The organism is Propionispora vibrioides, from assembly GCF_900110485.1.
GTDB classification, from domain to species: Bacteria; Bacillota; Negativicutes; order Propionisporales; family Propionisporaceae; genus Propionispora; species Propionispora vibrioides.
In genome coordinates, this window is sequence record NZ_FODY01000030.1 from 1 (window position 1) to 16,457 (window position 16,457).

Consider the following 16,457-nt stretch of genomic DNA (forward strand, 5'->3'; position numbering starts at 1 on the left):
CCTGTGTGTGGCTGGTAGACGAGTTATCTTCTTTAGTAACGAAAATGGAATAAGTCAGTGCCTGCCGGTTTAAACGGAAGACTTGGTTGGAAACGGCCCGGGAGGATAGATAGTTGCTGGTTAAGAGAAAGACACTCACTTTGGTGGGTGTTTTTTGTTTGTGCTGATAAGTTGAAGTAGTTAAGCTCACATACGTCAAGGAAGGTACTGACGTACCTTTGATTTATTCCTGTGTGTGGCTAGGTAGAAGAGTTATCGTCTTTAGTAACGAAAATGAAATAAGTCAGTGGCTGCCGGTTTAAACGGAAGACTTGGTTGGAAACGGCCCGGGAGGATAGATAGTTGCTGGTTAAGAGAAAAACACTCACATTTTGTGGGTGCTTTTTTGTTGTGTAAAGATGAGTGTAGGGCTGAGAGCTAAGTCCTCATAGGAATCGATGTGAGGACATTAACATCAAGGCGGGCCGACGAGGGTTGTATCATAACAACGTTGCAGCGCTATCGCTGATTTACGCTTATGTTAAGATATAGCCCTTACCGGGTAGCAGTAGTGCGTATGGCACCTTTTAATACTCATCTATGAGTAATTTACTTATTTGTCCAAGACTGTTTAATTGAGCCGTTCCCGGCGGCCTTTACGTAAAAAGACGGTCCGTAGGATGCCAGAAGGGGGAACTTCCGTTAAGAAATCCACCTGTGCCCTTTGGGTATTTGTTTGAGCGAAGCTTTGGATTTTAGGAAATTCCCCCTTCTGGCGAGTCTTTTGGAGTGTAGGCCTAGATTTTTTTGCCCCTTTTTGTATCATGACAAAAAGGGGGAATTAAGTAATTGGAGATAGTTTATCTCCTAAAAGTGAGGCGGGAGGGCGTATCTGAAAAAGGAACCTTAAAATTCCCAATAAATAAAGGCCGTATAAAATACGGCCTTTACATCAATGCAACTAAGAAAATTAAGCCTTACCGTTGCAACCAAGAACATGAACCAGTTTGTGTTTAACCAATTCTTTTATGTAAGATCTGGCAGGTGTTAAGTATTGTCTCGGGTCAAAGTGGTCAGGATGAGCGGTGAAATGCTCTCTGATACCAGCGGTTAAAGCGAGACGCAGGTCGGAGTCAATGTTGATTTTGCAAACAGCCATTTTAGCTGCTTCACGTAACATATCTTCCGGAATACCGATAGCATCAGCCAAGTTACCGCCGTTTTTATTGATAATTTCAACATATTTCGGAATAACGGAAGAAGCTCCATGCAGAACGATCGGGAAATTAGGAAGTCTTTCTTCGATCTCTTTCAAAATGTCAAAACGCAGTTGAGGTTTTTGACCCGGTTTGAATTTGAAGGCGCCATGGCTTGTACCAATAGCGATAGCCAAAGAGTCAACTCCTGTGCTTTTTACAAATTCTTCAACCTGTTCAGGTTGGGTATAAGAAGCATTTTCAGCGGACACGTTTACATCATCTTCGATACCGGCAAGCTGTCCTAATTCGCCTTCAACAACAACGCCTTTGCTGTGTGCATAGTCAACTACACGTTTTGTCAATTCGATATTGTCTTTGAAGCTATGGTGTGAACCATCAATCATAACGGAAGTGAATCCGCCATCAATACAGGACTTACAAATTTCAAAATCAGCACCATGATCCAGGTGAAGGGCGATAGGAAGATCAGTATCTTCAAGAGCTGCTTGTACTAAATGAGTTAAATACGTATGTTTCGCATATTTTCTTGCACCGGCGGAAACTTGCAAAATAAGGGGTGCATTTTCTTCTTTAGCTGCTTCTGTAATTCCTTGAACGATTTCCATGTTGTTTACATTGAAAGCGCCAATTGCATAACCGCCTTCGTAAGCCTTTTTGAACATTTCTCTAGTTGTAACTAATGGCATTGTGGAGTCCCTCCTAAGTAATTATAAATAGTATGCACTCTTGCTATTATACCATAATTCATGGAAAAAAAATATATATCCGAGGAAAAATGGATTTATGTGCAAAATAAAACAATGATTATTCAACCGGTTGGTCTAGAATTTGCATGAGATTATACATGTCTTCTGGAAGAGGTGCTGTCAGATCGAGTAGTTGCTCCGTAACCGGGTGTTTGAATGTCATCCGGTAAGAATGTAAGGCGTGGCGCTGAATAAGGGCTGTAGAGCCTCCATATAAGTCATCACCCCAAAGTGGATGGCCCAGAGAAGAGAGGTGAACACGGATCTGATGAGTTCGCCCGGTGAATAACTGCAACTCCAATAAGCAGCCCCGTGAAAAGGAGTGTAAAACTTTATAAGCCGTAATAGCAGCTTGTCCCTCCGGATCAATGGTGCGCTGAATAATGCTGTCTTTTAAACGCCCAATTGGGGCGTCAATAATTCCCTGCTGTTGCTTCATGTTACCTGAAGCCAGTGCCCAATAAATTCTTTGAATACTTTTTAAATTTGATGAAGACAGCATGTGTTGAATATGGGGAAATTTGGCGATAAGGATTAACCCGGAAGTGTTGCGGTCAAGGCGATGAACCGGATGAAATGAGCAAGCTATGTTTTGCTGCTGGTAGTAGGCGAGGACGCCGTTGGCCAGTGAAAGAGTATGTTCCTGTGTCGTTGGATGAACCAATAGTCCCGGCGGCTTATTGATAACAAGCAGATAGCTATCTTCGTAAATGATTGAGAGTGGCATAGCCACTGGCAGAAGAGTTGATTCTTGCTGCCAGGTTAGTCTCACGACGTCACCGGATTGCACATTGACTGGTAGTGTTACTTGCAGCCCATTGACAGAGACGGTACCAGTATGTTTTACTTTTCGCCATAACGATAAAGATATGCCTGCGTGGCGACGTAGAAAATCCTTTAGCGGCAAATTGTGGAAAGTTCCGGGGACAATGATTTCCAGCATGATTTCTCCTTTTTGCTCATAGTATATGCAATAGAGCAGAGACAATTAAGAATAAGTCCCTGCTCTACCCGCTGCTGTACCTTATTATATCAGGCTTTGAACCATGGATACAAGATTAGCCATATGTTCGCGTTCCATGATGAGTGAGTCTTTCAGATGTTCCGTCATAGGTTCACCGTGCAATCCTAAAACATGCCATATTCTGCGATGACGTCTGGAGAGAGCCAGCAAAAGAAGCAGTAAAAGGGTATAATTAGGATTGAATTCTCGTGCTGAAAGGTCTTCTTCTTGTTCGGAAAGTTCCATTCCTCGTTCTTGAAATACAAGAGTAATTGTTTCATCATGCTTGGATATCATGTGAATTACATCCAGATAGTAACGCCAATGGTCTAGCATTATCTGGTCTAAATTATCTCGAATAGTGTCCCTGGCCTGCATTGCTGCTTCTAAAGCTGTCTTCATAAGATCAAGTTGTTCGATTGCCTCTTCATGCAGCATACGCATATGGTCTATATCCAACGACATAGGTCTGCGACTGCTGAATTTTCTCAACCTGGATCAATCCTCCTTGCAGTTGGATAAGTGTTTGTAAGGTGTGTGGGTGGAGAGTATTTGCGTTAGCGACGGCCTTTAAAAGGGGCAATGAACCGCAGCATTTTGATAGGAATATGCATAGAGATTGATTTGCGGTGGAAGCAGGTATTTACGATAATAAAATCACAACCTACATAACATAAGGTACCACAAAAAGATTCGCGTCCACAAAATCTTGCGTCAACCGAGAATAAAACCTCATCGCCTAGTAAGCACATTAAACGATCTTTAAAGTGTGCATCTGGAAACGATAAAACCTTTCCTGGCATAGAATCGTACATCCCCGTGTCCATGGGATCGCAACATGGTTCCATTTTTTCTTCATCATGGTACCAATGTGGATATTTACAGTCCATAAAAATCGTGAGCCTCCTTTATTCATATTATCAACCGATAGAATTCTTTGATATCTACCTGCTATATAGTATGAAATGACGAAACATAATGCTACTGGAGGTAAAGTTTTAAAAGCCAAATATCTGGAAAAGCAGAATTGAAGCGTCCTTTTTATTTTCTAATGGCAGGTCTTACGATAGAATATGCAGGAGAAGTTGATTTTGTCTCGAATTGATAAACCAGTTACGCATTATATTATCTGCAGGAGGGAAACATGGAGTTCTTTAAGAACACCAGCACCATATTATACGGATTTCTGGTTTGGCTGGTAATAGCACCACGTTTCAATAGTCCCAAATACGGAGAATCGTTTTTGGCATATATGACGGCATTGTTATTTTGCCTTATCGCCAGTTCCGAGATTATGATGATTAAGCCGGTTGCTTTTTTCTTTACAATAGGCGGTTCAATCGCTTTTTGTTATGTAGTAGCACGCATGGCGATCAAATTTAGTATAAAAAAGTAGGAGGAATACTACTATGGCTAAGGATTGTTCTTTTGATATTGTCTCAGATGTGGACATGCAAGAAGTGGATAATGCGGTTAATCAGACTGCGAAGGAAATATCACAGCGTTTTGATTTTCGCGGCAGTAAGTCATCCATCGCGCTGGAGGCCGAAGAAATTAAAATAATTGGCGATGACGATTATAAATTACAAAGTGTAATCGATATTTTACAGACCAAAATCGTTAAACGGGGTATATCGCTAAAAGCGCTTGATTATGGTAAAGTCGATCCGGCATCGCATGGTACGGTACGTCAGATCATCAAGATTAAAAAGGGAATCGACAAGGAGACGGCCAAACTGGTTGTAGCTGCTATCAAGGAAAGCAAACTTAAAGTTCAGCCGCAGATTATGGATGATCAAGTCCGCGTGTCAGGGAAGAATAAAGATGATTTGCAAAATACCATTGCCAAGTTAAAGCAAATGGATTTTAAGGTAGATTTACAGTTTGTCAATTTCAGATCATAAAAAGACTTGTTTTTCGATAAGTTTTATCTTTAGCATGTTTGTTGATGCGGTGGTTAGTTACTAGGGAGCGTGAAGACATAAATACATGAGTATCCGGTTATGATAAAGAGAAAGGGTCTGCACGCTGATTCTCGTGCAGACCCTTTCTCTTTTTATAGATTACTGTTGATCGTTAGTCAGACCAATGACATCAAGCACCTTGAATGCCAGACTGAGAATAATGGAAACGATTGTGGCCAGCGCCATACCTTTCAAGGTCACTGTGCCAAAGGTAATACTGGCGCCACTGACACCGATGATTAATACGATAGAGGTAAGAATCAAGTTGCGGGAACGGCTGTAATCTACTTTGGATTCTACCAGCATGCGAATGCCGGATGCTGCAATGACACCGAACAGCAGCAGAGATACGCCACCCATTACGGCTGTGGGAATACTTTGAATTGCAGCAGCTAATTTTCCAACGAAGGATAGAACAATGGCAAGAACCGCCGCACCGCCAATAACCCAAACACTGTATACCTTAGTAATGGCCATAACGCCGATGTTTTCACCATAGGTTGTGTTCGGTGTAGAACCAAAGAAGCCAGATAACAGTGTCGATAGCCCATTGCCCAGCAGAGACCGGTGAAGGCCAGGATCTTTGGTCAGATCACGGCCAACAATATTTCCTGTTACGACTAAGTGTCCAATATGTTCGGCAATGACTACAAGGGCAGCAGGGATAATAACCGCAATGGCACTGAAATTAAATTCAGGGGCATAAAATTGAGGAATGGCAAACCAAGGGGCTTTTTCAATGCCGCTTAAATCGACAAGCCCTGTGAGGGAAGCCAGCACATAACCGCTCAAAACACCAATCAGAATGGGAATGATAGACATAAAACCTCGAAAGAGGATGGAACCGAATACGGTCACTAACAGGGTGAAGATGGAGACAGTAACGACGTTGGGGTCCAGTTTTTCGGCTGTAAGGCCAGCCATTCCAGCAGCTACGGGAGCCAGTTCCAATCCAATTACGGCTACAATGGCACCCATGGCGGCAGGAGGAAACACGACGTCAATCCACTTAGTACCTGTGGCGCTGATGCTTAATGCCACCACGGAGAAAATAACGCCTGCGATGATGAATCCGCCTAAAGCAGCCGGATAACCATATTGTGGGATAACCGCTAAAACCGGTGAGATAAACGCGAAACTGGAGCCAAGGTAAGCGGGAATTTTTCCTTTGCAAATCATTAAGTACAATAGGGTACCAATGCCATTAAACAATAAAATAGTGGCAGGATTGACCTTAAAGAGGATTGGTACAAGTACGGTAGCGCCGAACATGGCAAATAAATGCTGTAAACTTAAGGGAAAGGTTTGTAATAAAGGCAATCTTTCTTCAACTTGGATAACTCGATTTATCATAAAATAACCTCCCAAATCCTTTGGTACACATAAAAAGCCTCTTACCGGAGTAAGAGGCATGGATATATCACAGTTCTATTGTTTACTGTGGTGTACCTTCTTAGTCTCTCCGGACTAAATTAAAGGAATATACTATATTTTATAAAGAATGTAACATACTTTACTTTGCTTGTCTACTTTTTTCTGCAAAAATAGACTGGGCAATTGCCATATTTTTCGTTACAATATAATAAAAAAGAGTAGTTATCATTAGTTGTCATTAAATTTGCGAGAATTTATGTTGCATTGCGTAAAGGGGAGAAGATAATGGCTAATAATATAAATGGAACAGGATACAATACGGCCTTACGTGAGCTTGGGGGAGAGAAGGAAACGGTTTTTGGAGAGCAGCATCGTTTTCGGTACGTTGATCAGGAAGAACGCTGGCGTCAGGAATATAGACAGCAGCAAATAGTTGAAAACCAATTGGCGGCTGTAAAGAAGCTGACTTATGATCCTGTTGATTATGCTTCTCTGGTGATCCGTACTCCTTGGAAGGATCAGCCGCTTACTGATTTTTCTTATCTGGTTGTGGATGCCCAAGATCAGGTAGAGAAAAGTTATTTTTTCCGGGTGATAAAAAGAATTGCCATAATTATCGCTTTAATTGTAGTGCTGGTTATTGGTGCCAATGCGATTGTTTTGTGGATTACAGGAGTTTTAGGCGCCGCTGTAGCCGCTTCGTTATATTTTATTGTCAATGATAAACGCAGTGCTTTGGAAAAAGCGACGGCGGAGGCCCAATTCGAGGTGGAACGGCTGGAAAATGAAGAAAAAAACATGAATGAGCAGGCAAAAATGGTACATGAGCAAAGTGAGGATGCCCGGGTATCGGAAATAGAAAAATTGTTGGACGGTGATCTTTCGGCTGTTATCTTAAGGTTGGATAATGTATTGCCGAAGATAGGGTTTCCCTTTCCTGTAGATATTGATATCGAATTCTATAATAATATACCCCTGGTGAGAGTCTGGCTGCCTAATCGAGATGTTATTCCGCGCAATACTTGCGAACTATTGCCTTCCGGGCGGTTAAAATATACGGAAAAGGAATTACGGGATATTAATAAACAGTATTTGGAATTGTGTACGGCAATTCTTATCCAAATTATGTTAGTCATTTATGCACATATTCCATCGTTTGACCGGGGATATATATATGGGGTATCGAAAGAAGAATTGCAAAATAATTGTTTAATGAATATAACTTTAGAACGGGAAAGCTTGACGGTCGCTTGTGAAGCGGCCAATGTGCTGGCTGCTGCCCAGGCGCTGGATACGCAATTTGAATGCGACACCAATTTAAAATTATCCCCTATTGAAGCCGTTCGTCCGGCTGAGTGGGCCGATGTTGAACGGAAGGATATTCGTGGGATAAACATTAAAATTTTTAAATAATGATAATTACTAATTAATAAATATTCCGGAAAGAAGGATTTTGGGTTACCTGAGCGGAATGTTTATTATATGTGTTACATACATAATTTCAGCGAAGATAAGGGGGATTATAATGAAAATTGCCGAGGTTATTCAAACTGCCGATTGGAAAGCTGAAAAACACGTACCGGTGATTAACGCGCCGGCACAGGTAAAAGCGGGAGAAAAATTCAGCGTGAAGGTCTGTGTTGGCCAGGAAATTGCTCATCCGAATACAACGGAACATCACATTCGTTGGATTAAATTGTACTTTAAGCCCACTAACGGAAAATTTGTATATGAAGTTGCATCCTTTGAGTTCAACGCCCATGGTGAGTCAACAGACGGCGCCAACAAAGGACCTGTTTACACAGAAACTGATTCACAGGCCACTGTAAAATTGACGGCTTCCGGAACGTTTATCGCAACGGCATACTGTAATATCCATGGATTATGGGAAAGTTCACAGGAAATAACAGTCGAATAAGTAAAAAAACAGCGCTTTGATTTGCCAAGCGCTGTTTTTTTACTTATTTTTTATACAAAAATGTCCATTCTTAAGAGGATTTTGTTTTTCTAGAGAGAATATAAGATTTCATGCTTATTTTAGCAAAGAGTGGGTATGGTAACTGCTAGGAGTTAGGGTTTGCTGGCGGTTTGGTAAAGAAAAAGGGGGATAGGAATGGCATTAGTTGTAAAAAAATTCGGTGGAAGCTCGGTAGCTACCCCGGAAAAAATATTGGCGGTGGCTCAAAGAGTGCTAGCCGAAAAGAGTCTGGAAGACAAGGTGGTTGTGGTGGTATCGGCGATGGGGGATACTACGGATGATTTAATCTCTTTAGCGAATGCGGTTATGGATCCGGTTTATAATAATAGCCGGGAGATGGACATGCTGCTGGCAACCGGTGAGCAGATTTCTATTGCTTTATTATCCATGGCTTTTGCGCGGCTGGGTCAGCCAGCCATATCGCTTACCGGAATGCAGGCAGGTGTTCAATCCAATACCGCATATGGTAAAGGGAGAATTTTGGATATTACGCCCGAACGGGTACTGGCTGAGCTTAATAAGGGTAAAATCGTTGTAGTAGCAGGTTTTCAGGGCGTGACGCCGGACGGGGATATCATCACCCTAGGGCGGGGCGGTTCAGATACTTCGGCAGTGGCGTTGGCGGGAGCATTGCGGGCCGATGCCTGTGAAATATTTACCGATGTTGATGGAATTTATTCTGCCGATCCGAGAGTAGTACCTACGGCCAGAAAAATGAAAGAGATCACCTATAATGAGATGTTGGAAATGGCTCGCCTCGGAGCCGGTGTTATGCAGCCCAGATCGGTTGAGATGGGGAAATTTTACGGTGTTCCTATCCATGTCCGCTCGACATTTACACAAAATGAGGGAACTTTTATTAGGGAGGAATATACAGTGGAAGAAAAAGAATTTATTATTCGCGGCGTAACTCATGATACGAATGTAGCTAAAATTGCTGTATTGGGTGTGCCTGATCGTCCGGGTATTGCATATAAACTTTTTTCTGCCTTGGCAGAGGCCAATATAGACGTCGATATGATTGTACAAAGTGTGCGCAGTACCCAGAAAAATATTATTGATATGGTGTTTACTATTGCGCAGCCTGATATTGTACAAGCCAGGCAAATTGTGGAAAAAATTGGTGAAGAACTGGGGACTATGGGAGTTCAAGTGGAAGAAAATGTGGCCAAAGTTTCTGTAGTTGGTGCCGGTATGCTGGGAAATCCAGGGATTGCCGCTAATATGTTCGGGGCGCTGGCCGATGCGGAAATAAATATTGAAGTTATCAGTACTTCAGAAATCAGCATATCTTGCGTGATAAAGGCCGAACAGGTAAATGAGGCTGTTCAGGCGATCCATGCCCGCTTTTTTAGTGCGTCATAAGGACGGGATGAAGCGAAATAACTGCTAATATTTTCAACACATATGTCTGTTTTCTCTGTGGCATTCTATCATTAGAACCTTAGGTTACAATATAAAATATGAAATGGAGGTTTTGCGTAATGTCAAGGAGTAAAAAACCTGTGAACCCGGCGGCGCAAAAGGCTCTCGACCAGCTTAAGGAAGAAACGGCATCAGAAATTGGCTTGAAGGACTATAAGAACACCTATAAAGGTGCTCTGACCTCAGCCGACAACGGCAGAGTCGGCGGGCACATGGTCCGCAAAATGATTCAGGCCCAAGAAAACAGTTTTAGCAATAGTAAGTAAGCAACAGGCCATTTGGCCTGTTTTTTTATGTACTACAATGGTAATGAGTATAAATATGGATAATATCGTTAAATTGTCAGGCGTGGCAGGATTTTATATAGAGAATTTAGAAAATAATACAGACACGATTTTACATTATTATCTATAGGTAGTGCCTTTGTGTTCCGGAAATAATAATCCTATGCCAAGTAAGAAGGAGGTAGTAGCATGGGATATCGAAGGAAAAACTGGATTGATGATACAAGTTTTGAATTTCCCAGGACTGGTTTTTGGATTATTCATGTGGCAGGTTCACTACTGCTTTTTCTTATGGGAATGCGCTTTGCTGCCCGCCGGGCGCCACTACCTGTCATCCTGTTTCGCTTATTAAAAACATTAAGGTAATAAAGGCTTCCTGTCGTGGTGAACAGAAGTTCACCATTTTTCTTAATATAACAACAAACCAGTTATTTCTATATTAGCCAGATCATGTTTCATAAGTGCAAATTATATATTGCTCTATGCATATACTGAGTATTATTACTCTGGAGGTTATCTATGAAGAGTTCAAATGTAAAAATTCAATTTACTAACGGGGAAGTCGGCGAATATGATAAAGGCAGTTCTTTATTAGACATTGCCCGTGAACGGGCAGTCCTATACACATCTCCGATTGTTGCTGCCAAAGTGAATAATGAAATAAAGGATTTGCAATCACGGGTTGACTCAGATTGTTCTATTGATTTTCTCGATTTGCAAACGGAAACCGGAATCAAAGTGTATGAGCGCAGTTTGACTTTTGTTATGATTGCCGCAGCTAAGGAGCTTTTTCCCAATGCGACATTAACAGTCGAACATTCCTTAAGCAAGGGATTATACTGTGAGCTGTATTTAGGCAGAAAGACGGAGCGGGCAGATATTGCTCAGTTAGAAGGAAGAATGCGCGAAATAGTGGCGGAAGACAGGCCGATTGTTCGCAAGACGATGCCGAGAGAAGAGGCAATCCGATTGTTGGAAGCAGATGGCCAAGTGGAGCATGTGCGTTTATTAAAGCAGGTGAAACGGGAAAATGTCAGTGTTTATTATTGCGGACAGGTATTTGACTATTTTTATGGAACAATGACGCCAAGCACAGGGTGTTTGCAGGTGTTTGAATTGACTTTTTATGAACCGGGATTAATTTTGCGTTTTCCTGAAAAAGAACGCCCCGATGCATTGCCCGCCTTCATCGATCAGCCCAAATTAGCGCAGATTTTTTTAGAAGCAGAGCGGTGGGGCAAGATTTTGGGGTGTGGCTATGTGGCTGCGCTTAACGATTTTATTACAACAAATAAAATCAGTGATATTATTCGAGTTGCCGAAGCGCTGCACGAGAAGAAACTGGCCCAGATTGCCGATTTTATTGCCGGTCATAGTGATCAAGTCCGAGTAATTCTAATTGCCGGTCCTTCTTCTTCAGGTAAAACTACTTTTGCCCGTCGTCTGGGTATTCAATTACGGGTGAATGATATCCGACCGGTTCCGATATCGCTTGATGATTATTTTGTTGATCGCGAGCACACGCCACATGATGAGAATGGTGACTATGATTTCGAGGCGCTGGAGGCTATTGATTTAGAATTATTTAACAGGCATTTGATCCAGTTGTTACGTGGTGAGGAAGTGGACTTGCCGACATTCAATTTTCTAACAGGAAAAAGAGAGTATCAAGGGAATAAAATCAGGCTTGATAAGGACCAGCCTCTGATCATAGAGGGAATTCACGGATTAAATGAAAGACTTACCGCAGCTATTCCGCGGGAACAAAAAATAAAGATATATATTAGTGCTCTTACCCAGTTGTCGATTGATACTCATAACCGTATTCCCACAACGGATACCCGGCTGATCCGGAGAATTGTCCGCGATAGTCAGTTTAGATCCCATGATGCCCTGGGAACGCTGCGGATGTGGCTGTCTGTGAGGAGAGGAGAGGAAAAGAATATTTTTCCCTACCAGGAAGATGCGGATGTCATGTTTAATTCGGCCTTGTTGTATGAATTAGCCGTATTGAAGAAATATGCCGAACCTCTGCTGGAAAGAGTCACTTTAAATGATGATGTATATCCGGAGGCAAAACGATTACTTAAGTTTCTATCTTATTTCAGTAATTTGGAGACAGATGAAATACCACACAATTCCATCATCCGGGAGTTTATCGGAAATTCCTGCTTTTATTAAATAAAACGAAAGCCCCTCGTCCTGTCAGGACGAGGGGCTTTTTGTTTAGCTTAACGGTTGTTTTTAAAGAACTCCAGTGCAACTTCCGGGAACAATGCGTAAGACAATACATCTTCAACAGAAGCATTGGGATAACCCTTTTCGGCAAGCTGTGCTTTAAGAGTATCCAATTGCGGCGGGATATCATCTGCAGGACGATAGTCGATAATCGGTTCATTGCCAATGATTTTTTCCCGTACTTCTTCGGCAACCGGCAGCGGAGTGCGGCCATATTTACCACGGGCCAAGTCTTTAACTTCACGGGGAACAATTTTATAACGTTCACCCAGCATGACATTGAAAGTAGCCATGGAACCGACAATCTGGCTGGTCGGAGTTACCAACGGAGGATAGCCAAGGTCGGCGCGAACACGCGGCATTTCTTCCAACAGATCTTGGTATTTTTCTTCCATACCTTGTTCTTTTAATTGGTTGTACAGGTTGGAAAGCATACCGCCAGGAATCTGGAAGTCAAGCACATTTGTGTCTACATCAAAGTAGGTTTTCAGGCCGAAATCTTTAGCCAGGCTCTTCTTAACGTCTGCGAAATGCAAGGCCAACGGTTTAAGATTTTTACGGTCAATGCCGGTATCATATTCAGTGCCTTCCAAGGTGGCAATCATACTTTCGGTACAAGGCTGGGACGTACCAAGAGCAAACGGAGACAAAGCACAGTCAATAATGTCTACGCCTGCTTCAATAGCCTTTAAATAAGCCATGGAGCCGAAGCCGCTGGTATAGTGGGTATGCAATTCAATGGGAACCTTGATTTCCGATTTGAGAGCTTTTACCAGGTCATAAGCCACGTAAGGCTTCAATAAACCGGACATGTCTTTAATACAAATGGAGTTTACACCGCGATCAACCAATTCATGGGCCAACTTGATGTAACTTTCGTTTGTGTGGTAAGGGCTGATAGTGTACACACATACACCCTGCACATGAGCGCCTGACTCAATACCGGCTTTGATGGCCACTTCCAGGTTGCGGACGTCATTGAGGGCATCGAAAACGCGAATCACGCCAACGCCATATTCAACCATTTTCTTAACGAACAATTCAACCACATCGTCGGCATAATGATTATAGCCTAAAATGTTTTGACCTCTAAGCAACATGGAAATAGGAGTTTTCTTCACGTGTTTCTTTAAAGTTTTCAGTCTTTCCCAGGGATCTTCATTCAAAAAGCGCAGGCAGCTGTCAAAAGTTGCGCCGCCCCAAGCTTCCAAAGCGAAATAACCGACATTATCAAGTTGCTCTAATGAAGGCAGCATATCATTGATACGCATGCGAGTAGCAGCTAGTGATTGATGTCCATCACGCAAAACTGTTTCCGTAATTTTTACAGGTCTTTTTGCAGACATATTTTTCCCCTCCGTTCAATGTTTATCAGAATAACTTCGATGATAGTAAAGAAAGTTATTTACTGAACAATCTTTTACACCCTTATTTTACCTCATTGCCTTTGGTTTTGCAAACCTATTGTGTCTTGTAGACTGTATACATTATAGTTTTTCTGAAAAGTTCATTTTTTATTTCATTTAAGTAACTGTCCATATCCAGGAAACAAAGTTATTTGTAATTGCCGGTATATTGAGTGGGCACAATAAGATTAGTACGTATCTTGTTGTGGGGAATTTTGCCGGAAAAATGGATCAAGGGAGAGAGAAGGCGTTTGGGTAATAAGCAACAACTGAAAAAGGAGCTTAATTTCGCTGCTGCTTTAGCGTTAGTCGTTGGCATGGTGATTGGCTCAGGGATTTTTATTAAAGCCGGCAAAGTGGTGGAACTGGCAGGTAATTCTAATATGGCGCTTTTAGCATGGGCGGCAGGAGGCATCATCACATTATGTGCTGGACTGACAATAGCCGAATTGGGGGCATGTATTCCTCAAACCGGCGGCGTGTATGCTTATTTGGAAAATATATATGGTAAATTTCCGGCATTTCTGTTTGGTTGGGTGCAAAGCGTTATATACGGACCGGCAACCATTGCGGCACTGGCTTTATATTTCGCCGCATTGTTCCTGCCGTTTTTTACGCTTCCTGACACCTGGCAGAAGGGAGTGGCCATGGGTGTGGTTTTACTGTTGGGCAGCATAAATTGTCTGGGGGCTAAATATGGTGGTTATATTCAGTCGGCGGCTACGGTGGCTAAATTTGTTCCGATTTTGCTGATTGTTACCTTCGGCCTTTTGCAGGGGGAAAATCAGGTTTTAGGTGTGCCGGTCAGTGAAAGAGGCAGTATGGGGGCAGCGATTTTAGCTACATTATGGGCATACGATGGCTGGGTGGGGGTTAGTTATGTGGCCGGAGAAATGAAAGACCCCGGCAAGCTGCTTCCCAGGTCTATTTTTGTGGGGCTAAGCATTGTCATAACCGCCTATCTTGCCATGAATATCGCTCTTTTGCACATATTACCTGCCCAGGACATGATGGCATTGGGCACACAGGCGGCAGGAACAGCAGCCGGGTTGTTGTTTGGAGCTTTTGGAGGAAAGCTGATTAACATCGGCATATTGATTTCCATTTTTGGAACATTAAATGGTTATATACTGACCAACTCCCGTGTTCCTTTCGCTATGGCTGAACGAGGTGTGATACCTTTGGCTGCAGTGCTGTCAAGAGTCCACAGTTCATGGGGAACTCCGGTATATGCAACCTTGCTGGAATTAGGCTTGGCCACTACACTGATTTTATTCTGGAAACCCGATAGCTTGACAGATATTGCCATGTTTATCATTTGGGCTTTTTATATTCTGGCATTTACAGCCGTCTTTATTTTGCGCCGGCGACAGCAGCCAGGAACTGCTTATTCTTACCAGGTTCCTCTGTATCCCGTGGTGCCGCTTGTCGCGATAGGTGGTGCAGGCTATATTGTCATCAGTATGTTTTTTGATAAACCGTTGGATGCCTGTTGGGCGGTACTTTGGGTTGCTGCCGGGATACCATTGTTCTTTTTTAGAAAAACTGTGGAGAAATAACTGGAAAGGGATCAGGCGAAATTTGATAAGGTGTGGGTGAGGTTTATGGAAATCGTTTGCCCTGTATGCAACGGATTGACACCGGTTGAAGCTTTTTGCCCGCAATGTGGAGAACCGATGCTGGACGGTGGTCCAGTAGAAGATTACCTGGGGTCATACAGCCCTTACATGGAAAAAAGCACGTGGCAGGAACAGAACTATTGCATACATTTGCTATATTGCCCGGACTGCCACTATGATGTCCGGGCTGCCTGGGAAATGGTGATTGTTTAGCCGGATAAAAAGAATGGGAAAGGCCATACTAATAAAAATAATAGGAGGTGTTCAGTATGGCCAATCCTACAGTAAAATGCACGGTTGATCAATGCACGCATTATATGCCGGGAGATCAGTGTATGGCTGCCAAAATCAGCGTATATAATAATGAGCAGGCGGGCTACTCTTCGGAAGATGGAGATACGCAATGCAAATCATTTCATCAACGGAAAACAGTGGGAGATATGGTCGGCGCAGTTCATAACTCGAATATTGGCGGAATGATAACAGGCGCTTTCATGGATGGTAAACAACTCACTCCGGAAGTGGAATGCTTCGTCAACCACTGTGCATATTGGCACCAAAACAATGTTTGTCAGGCTTCTTCCATTGAAGTTGCAGGCTATAACGCGGCAAATCCGCAGGATACCGATTGTAAAACTTTTAAGGAAAAATAGACAGGTAAAATATATGGCGAAAGTCCGCAAACTTATGCGGACTTTCGCCAGGTTTAGAGACTGGTACTTTGTCAATTCTAAAACTGTGGGAATAATGGCTTGCAGAAAATAGACCGTCATTATTCACAGGATTAGGGTTGACAAGGTACTAGTGTTTTGCGTGACAGCCACAGCCGCAGGTCTCACTGTGAGGCACGACGGTTACGGAATCAAGCTGTGCTTTCACTTGCTTTTTTATATTGTCGATATAAAGACGTCGTAATTGGGCTTGCTCCTTTTTTTCTGAATCGTTAAGAACACCGTTTTTTTGTTTTTGAGCCAGTTCGTTAATCCTGGCAATAACTTCCGGAGTTATCAATTAGGTCACTCCAATCTAAGAAATACTAAAATATTATCAAATATTCATTAAGGTGTCAACTTTTCTCATAGCCGTTGAAGGATGTAACAAAGGATGATAAACTAAAAGTAAAATATTGGCGATTGTTATTTGGAAAAATAATTTGTAAGGAATTGTTTGACAGTTCCTTCTGTCCTAAACGGCATAATCAAAATGATAGTTTCTATACCG

The 16,457-nt window shown here is 42.5% G+C and carries 18 protein-coding genes; 11 read left to right on the forward strand and 7 right to left on the reverse strand.

Going from position 1 to position 16,457, the window contains the following annotated elements:
- Positions 1-949 precede the first annotated feature (949 nt).
- From fba to BMW43_RS18080, 4 genes are all read right to left on the reverse strand, one after another.
- Positions 950-1,885 (reverse strand): class II fructose-1,6-bisphosphate aldolase, encoded by a 936-nt coding sequence (fba, locus tag BMW43_RS18065; protein ID WP_091751053.1) that lies wholly within the window; start codon positions 1,883-1,885, stop codon positions 950-952.
- A 118-nt stretch (positions 1,886-2,003) separates the two neighbouring features.
- Positions 2,004-2,888, reverse strand: a complete 885-nt coding sequence (locus BMW43_RS18070; RefSeq protein WP_091751057.1) for an RluA family pseudouridine synthase — start codon at positions 2,886-2,888, stop codon at positions 2,004-2,006.
- 84 nt (positions 2,889-2,972) lie between these two features.
- Positions 2,973-3,440 carry a hypothetical protein gene (locus tag BMW43_RS18075; RefSeq protein ID WP_091751060.1) on the reverse strand — a complete coding sequence of 156 codons (468 nt, stop codon included), beginning with the start codon at positions 3,438-3,440 and terminating at the stop codon, positions 2,973-2,975.
- Between the two features lie 65 nt (positions 3,441-3,505).
- Positions 3,506-3,838 carry a hypothetical protein gene (locus tag BMW43_RS18080; RefSeq protein WP_091751063.1) on the reverse strand — a complete coding sequence of 111 codons (333 nt, stop codon included), beginning with the start codon at positions 3,836-3,838 and terminating at the stop codon, positions 3,506-3,508.
- 254 nt (positions 3,839-4,092) lie between these two features.
- Here BMW43_RS18080 and BMW43_RS18085 point away from each other — a divergent pair, with 254 nt between their 5' ends.
- Together BMW43_RS18085 and BMW43_RS18090 are read left to right on the forward strand one after the other, a co-directional pair.
- Positions 4,093-4,344 (forward strand): hypothetical protein, encoded by a 252-nt coding sequence (locus BMW43_RS18085; RefSeq protein ID WP_091751069.1) that lies wholly within the window; start codon positions 4,093-4,095, stop codon positions 4,342-4,344.
- A 13-nt stretch (positions 4,345-4,357) separates the two neighbouring features.
- Positions 4,358-4,852 (forward strand): YajQ family cyclic di-GMP-binding protein, encoded by a 495-nt coding sequence (locus tag BMW43_RS18090; RefSeq protein ID WP_091751072.1) that lies wholly within the window; start codon positions 4,358-4,360, stop codon positions 4,850-4,852.
- 159 nt (positions 4,853-5,011) lie between these two features.
- On the opposite strand, the gene uraA is transcribed toward BMW43_RS18090, so the two are convergent.
- Positions 5,012-6,265 (reverse strand): uracil permease, encoded by a 1,254-nt coding sequence (gene uraA / locus BMW43_RS18095; protein ID WP_091751075.1) that lies wholly within the window; start codon positions 6,263-6,265, stop codon positions 5,012-5,014.
- Between the two features lie 306 nt (positions 6,266-6,571).
- On the opposite strand from uraA, the gene BMW43_RS18100 reads away from it, so the two are divergent.
- The 6 genes from BMW43_RS18100 (at position 6,572) to BMW43_RS18120 (ending at position 12,154) form a co-directional block, all read left to right on the forward strand.
- Positions 6,572-7,699, forward strand: a complete 1,128-nt coding sequence (locus BMW43_RS18100; protein ID WP_091751078.1) for a hypothetical protein — start codon at positions 6,572-6,574, stop codon at positions 7,697-7,699.
- A 112-nt stretch (positions 7,700-7,811) separates the two neighbouring features.
- The gene (locus BMW43_RS18105; RefSeq protein ID WP_091751080.1) at positions 7,812-8,204 is read left to right on the forward strand and encodes a class II SORL domain-containing protein; all 393 of its coding nucleotides are present in this window, start codon (positions 7,812-7,814) and stop codon (positions 8,202-8,204) included.
- A 195-nt stretch (positions 8,205-8,399) separates the two neighbouring features.
- Entirely contained in the window at positions 8,400-9,629 is a 1,230-nt protein-coding gene (locus BMW43_RS18110) for an aspartate kinase (RefSeq protein ID WP_091751083.1), read from the forward strand.
- Positions 9,630-9,748: 119 nt separating this feature from the next.
- Complete coding sequence (locus BMW43_RS18115) at positions 9,749-9,955, forward strand: alpha/beta-type small acid-soluble spore protein (protein ID WP_091751086.1); 207 nt, start codon at positions 9,749-9,751, stop codon at positions 9,953-9,955.
- Between the two features lie 207 nt (positions 9,956-10,162).
- A complete protein-coding gene (locus tag BMW43_RS21250; protein ID WP_177173669.1) occupies positions 10,163-10,339 on the forward strand; it encodes a hypothetical protein in 177 nt (58 codons plus the stop codon).
- A 153-nt stretch (positions 10,340-10,492) separates the two neighbouring features.
- Positions 10,493-12,154 (forward strand): nucleoside kinase, encoded by a 1,662-nt coding sequence (locus BMW43_RS18120; RefSeq protein WP_091751089.1) that lies wholly within the window; start codon positions 10,493-10,495, stop codon positions 12,152-12,154.
- Positions 12,155-12,204: 50 nt separating this feature from the next.
- Here BMW43_RS18120 and BMW43_RS18125 read toward each other — a convergent pair whose 3' ends face one another.
- Positions 12,205-13,557: a pyruvate carboxylase subunit B gene (locus tag BMW43_RS18125; protein WP_091751092.1), complete on the reverse strand. Its 1,353-nt coding sequence runs from the start codon at positions 13,555-13,557 to the stop codon at positions 12,205-12,207.
- A 311-nt stretch (positions 13,558-13,868) separates the two neighbouring features.
- Here BMW43_RS18125 and BMW43_RS18130 point away from each other — a divergent pair, with 311 nt between their 5' ends.
- The 3 genes from BMW43_RS18130 to BMW43_RS18140 are packed head-to-tail and all read left to right on the forward strand — an operon-like array spanning position 13,869 to position 15,889.
- On the forward strand, positions 13,869-15,176 hold the full coding sequence (locus BMW43_RS18130) for an APC family permease (protein ID WP_091751095.1): 1,308 nt from the start codon (positions 13,869-13,871) through the stop codon (positions 15,174-15,176).
- Between the two features lie 45 nt (positions 15,177-15,221).
- Positions 15,222-15,449: a hypothetical protein gene (locus BMW43_RS18135; protein WP_091751098.1), complete on the forward strand. Its 228-nt coding sequence runs from the start codon at positions 15,222-15,224 to the stop codon at positions 15,447-15,449.
- A 56-nt stretch (positions 15,450-15,505) separates the two neighbouring features.
- Entirely contained in the window at positions 15,506-15,889 is a 384-nt protein-coding gene (locus tag BMW43_RS18140; RefSeq protein WP_091751101.1) for a DUF1540 domain-containing protein, read from the forward strand.
- Positions 15,890-16,037: 148 nt separating this feature from the next.
- Here the strand turns inward: BMW43_RS18140 and BMW43_RS18145 are convergent, their stop codons facing one another.
- Positions 16,038-16,247 (reverse strand): DUF896 domain-containing protein, encoded by a 210-nt coding sequence (locus tag BMW43_RS18145; RefSeq protein ID WP_091751104.1) that lies wholly within the window; start codon positions 16,245-16,247, stop codon positions 16,038-16,040.
- Between the last annotated feature and the right edge of the window lie 210 nt (positions 16,248-16,457).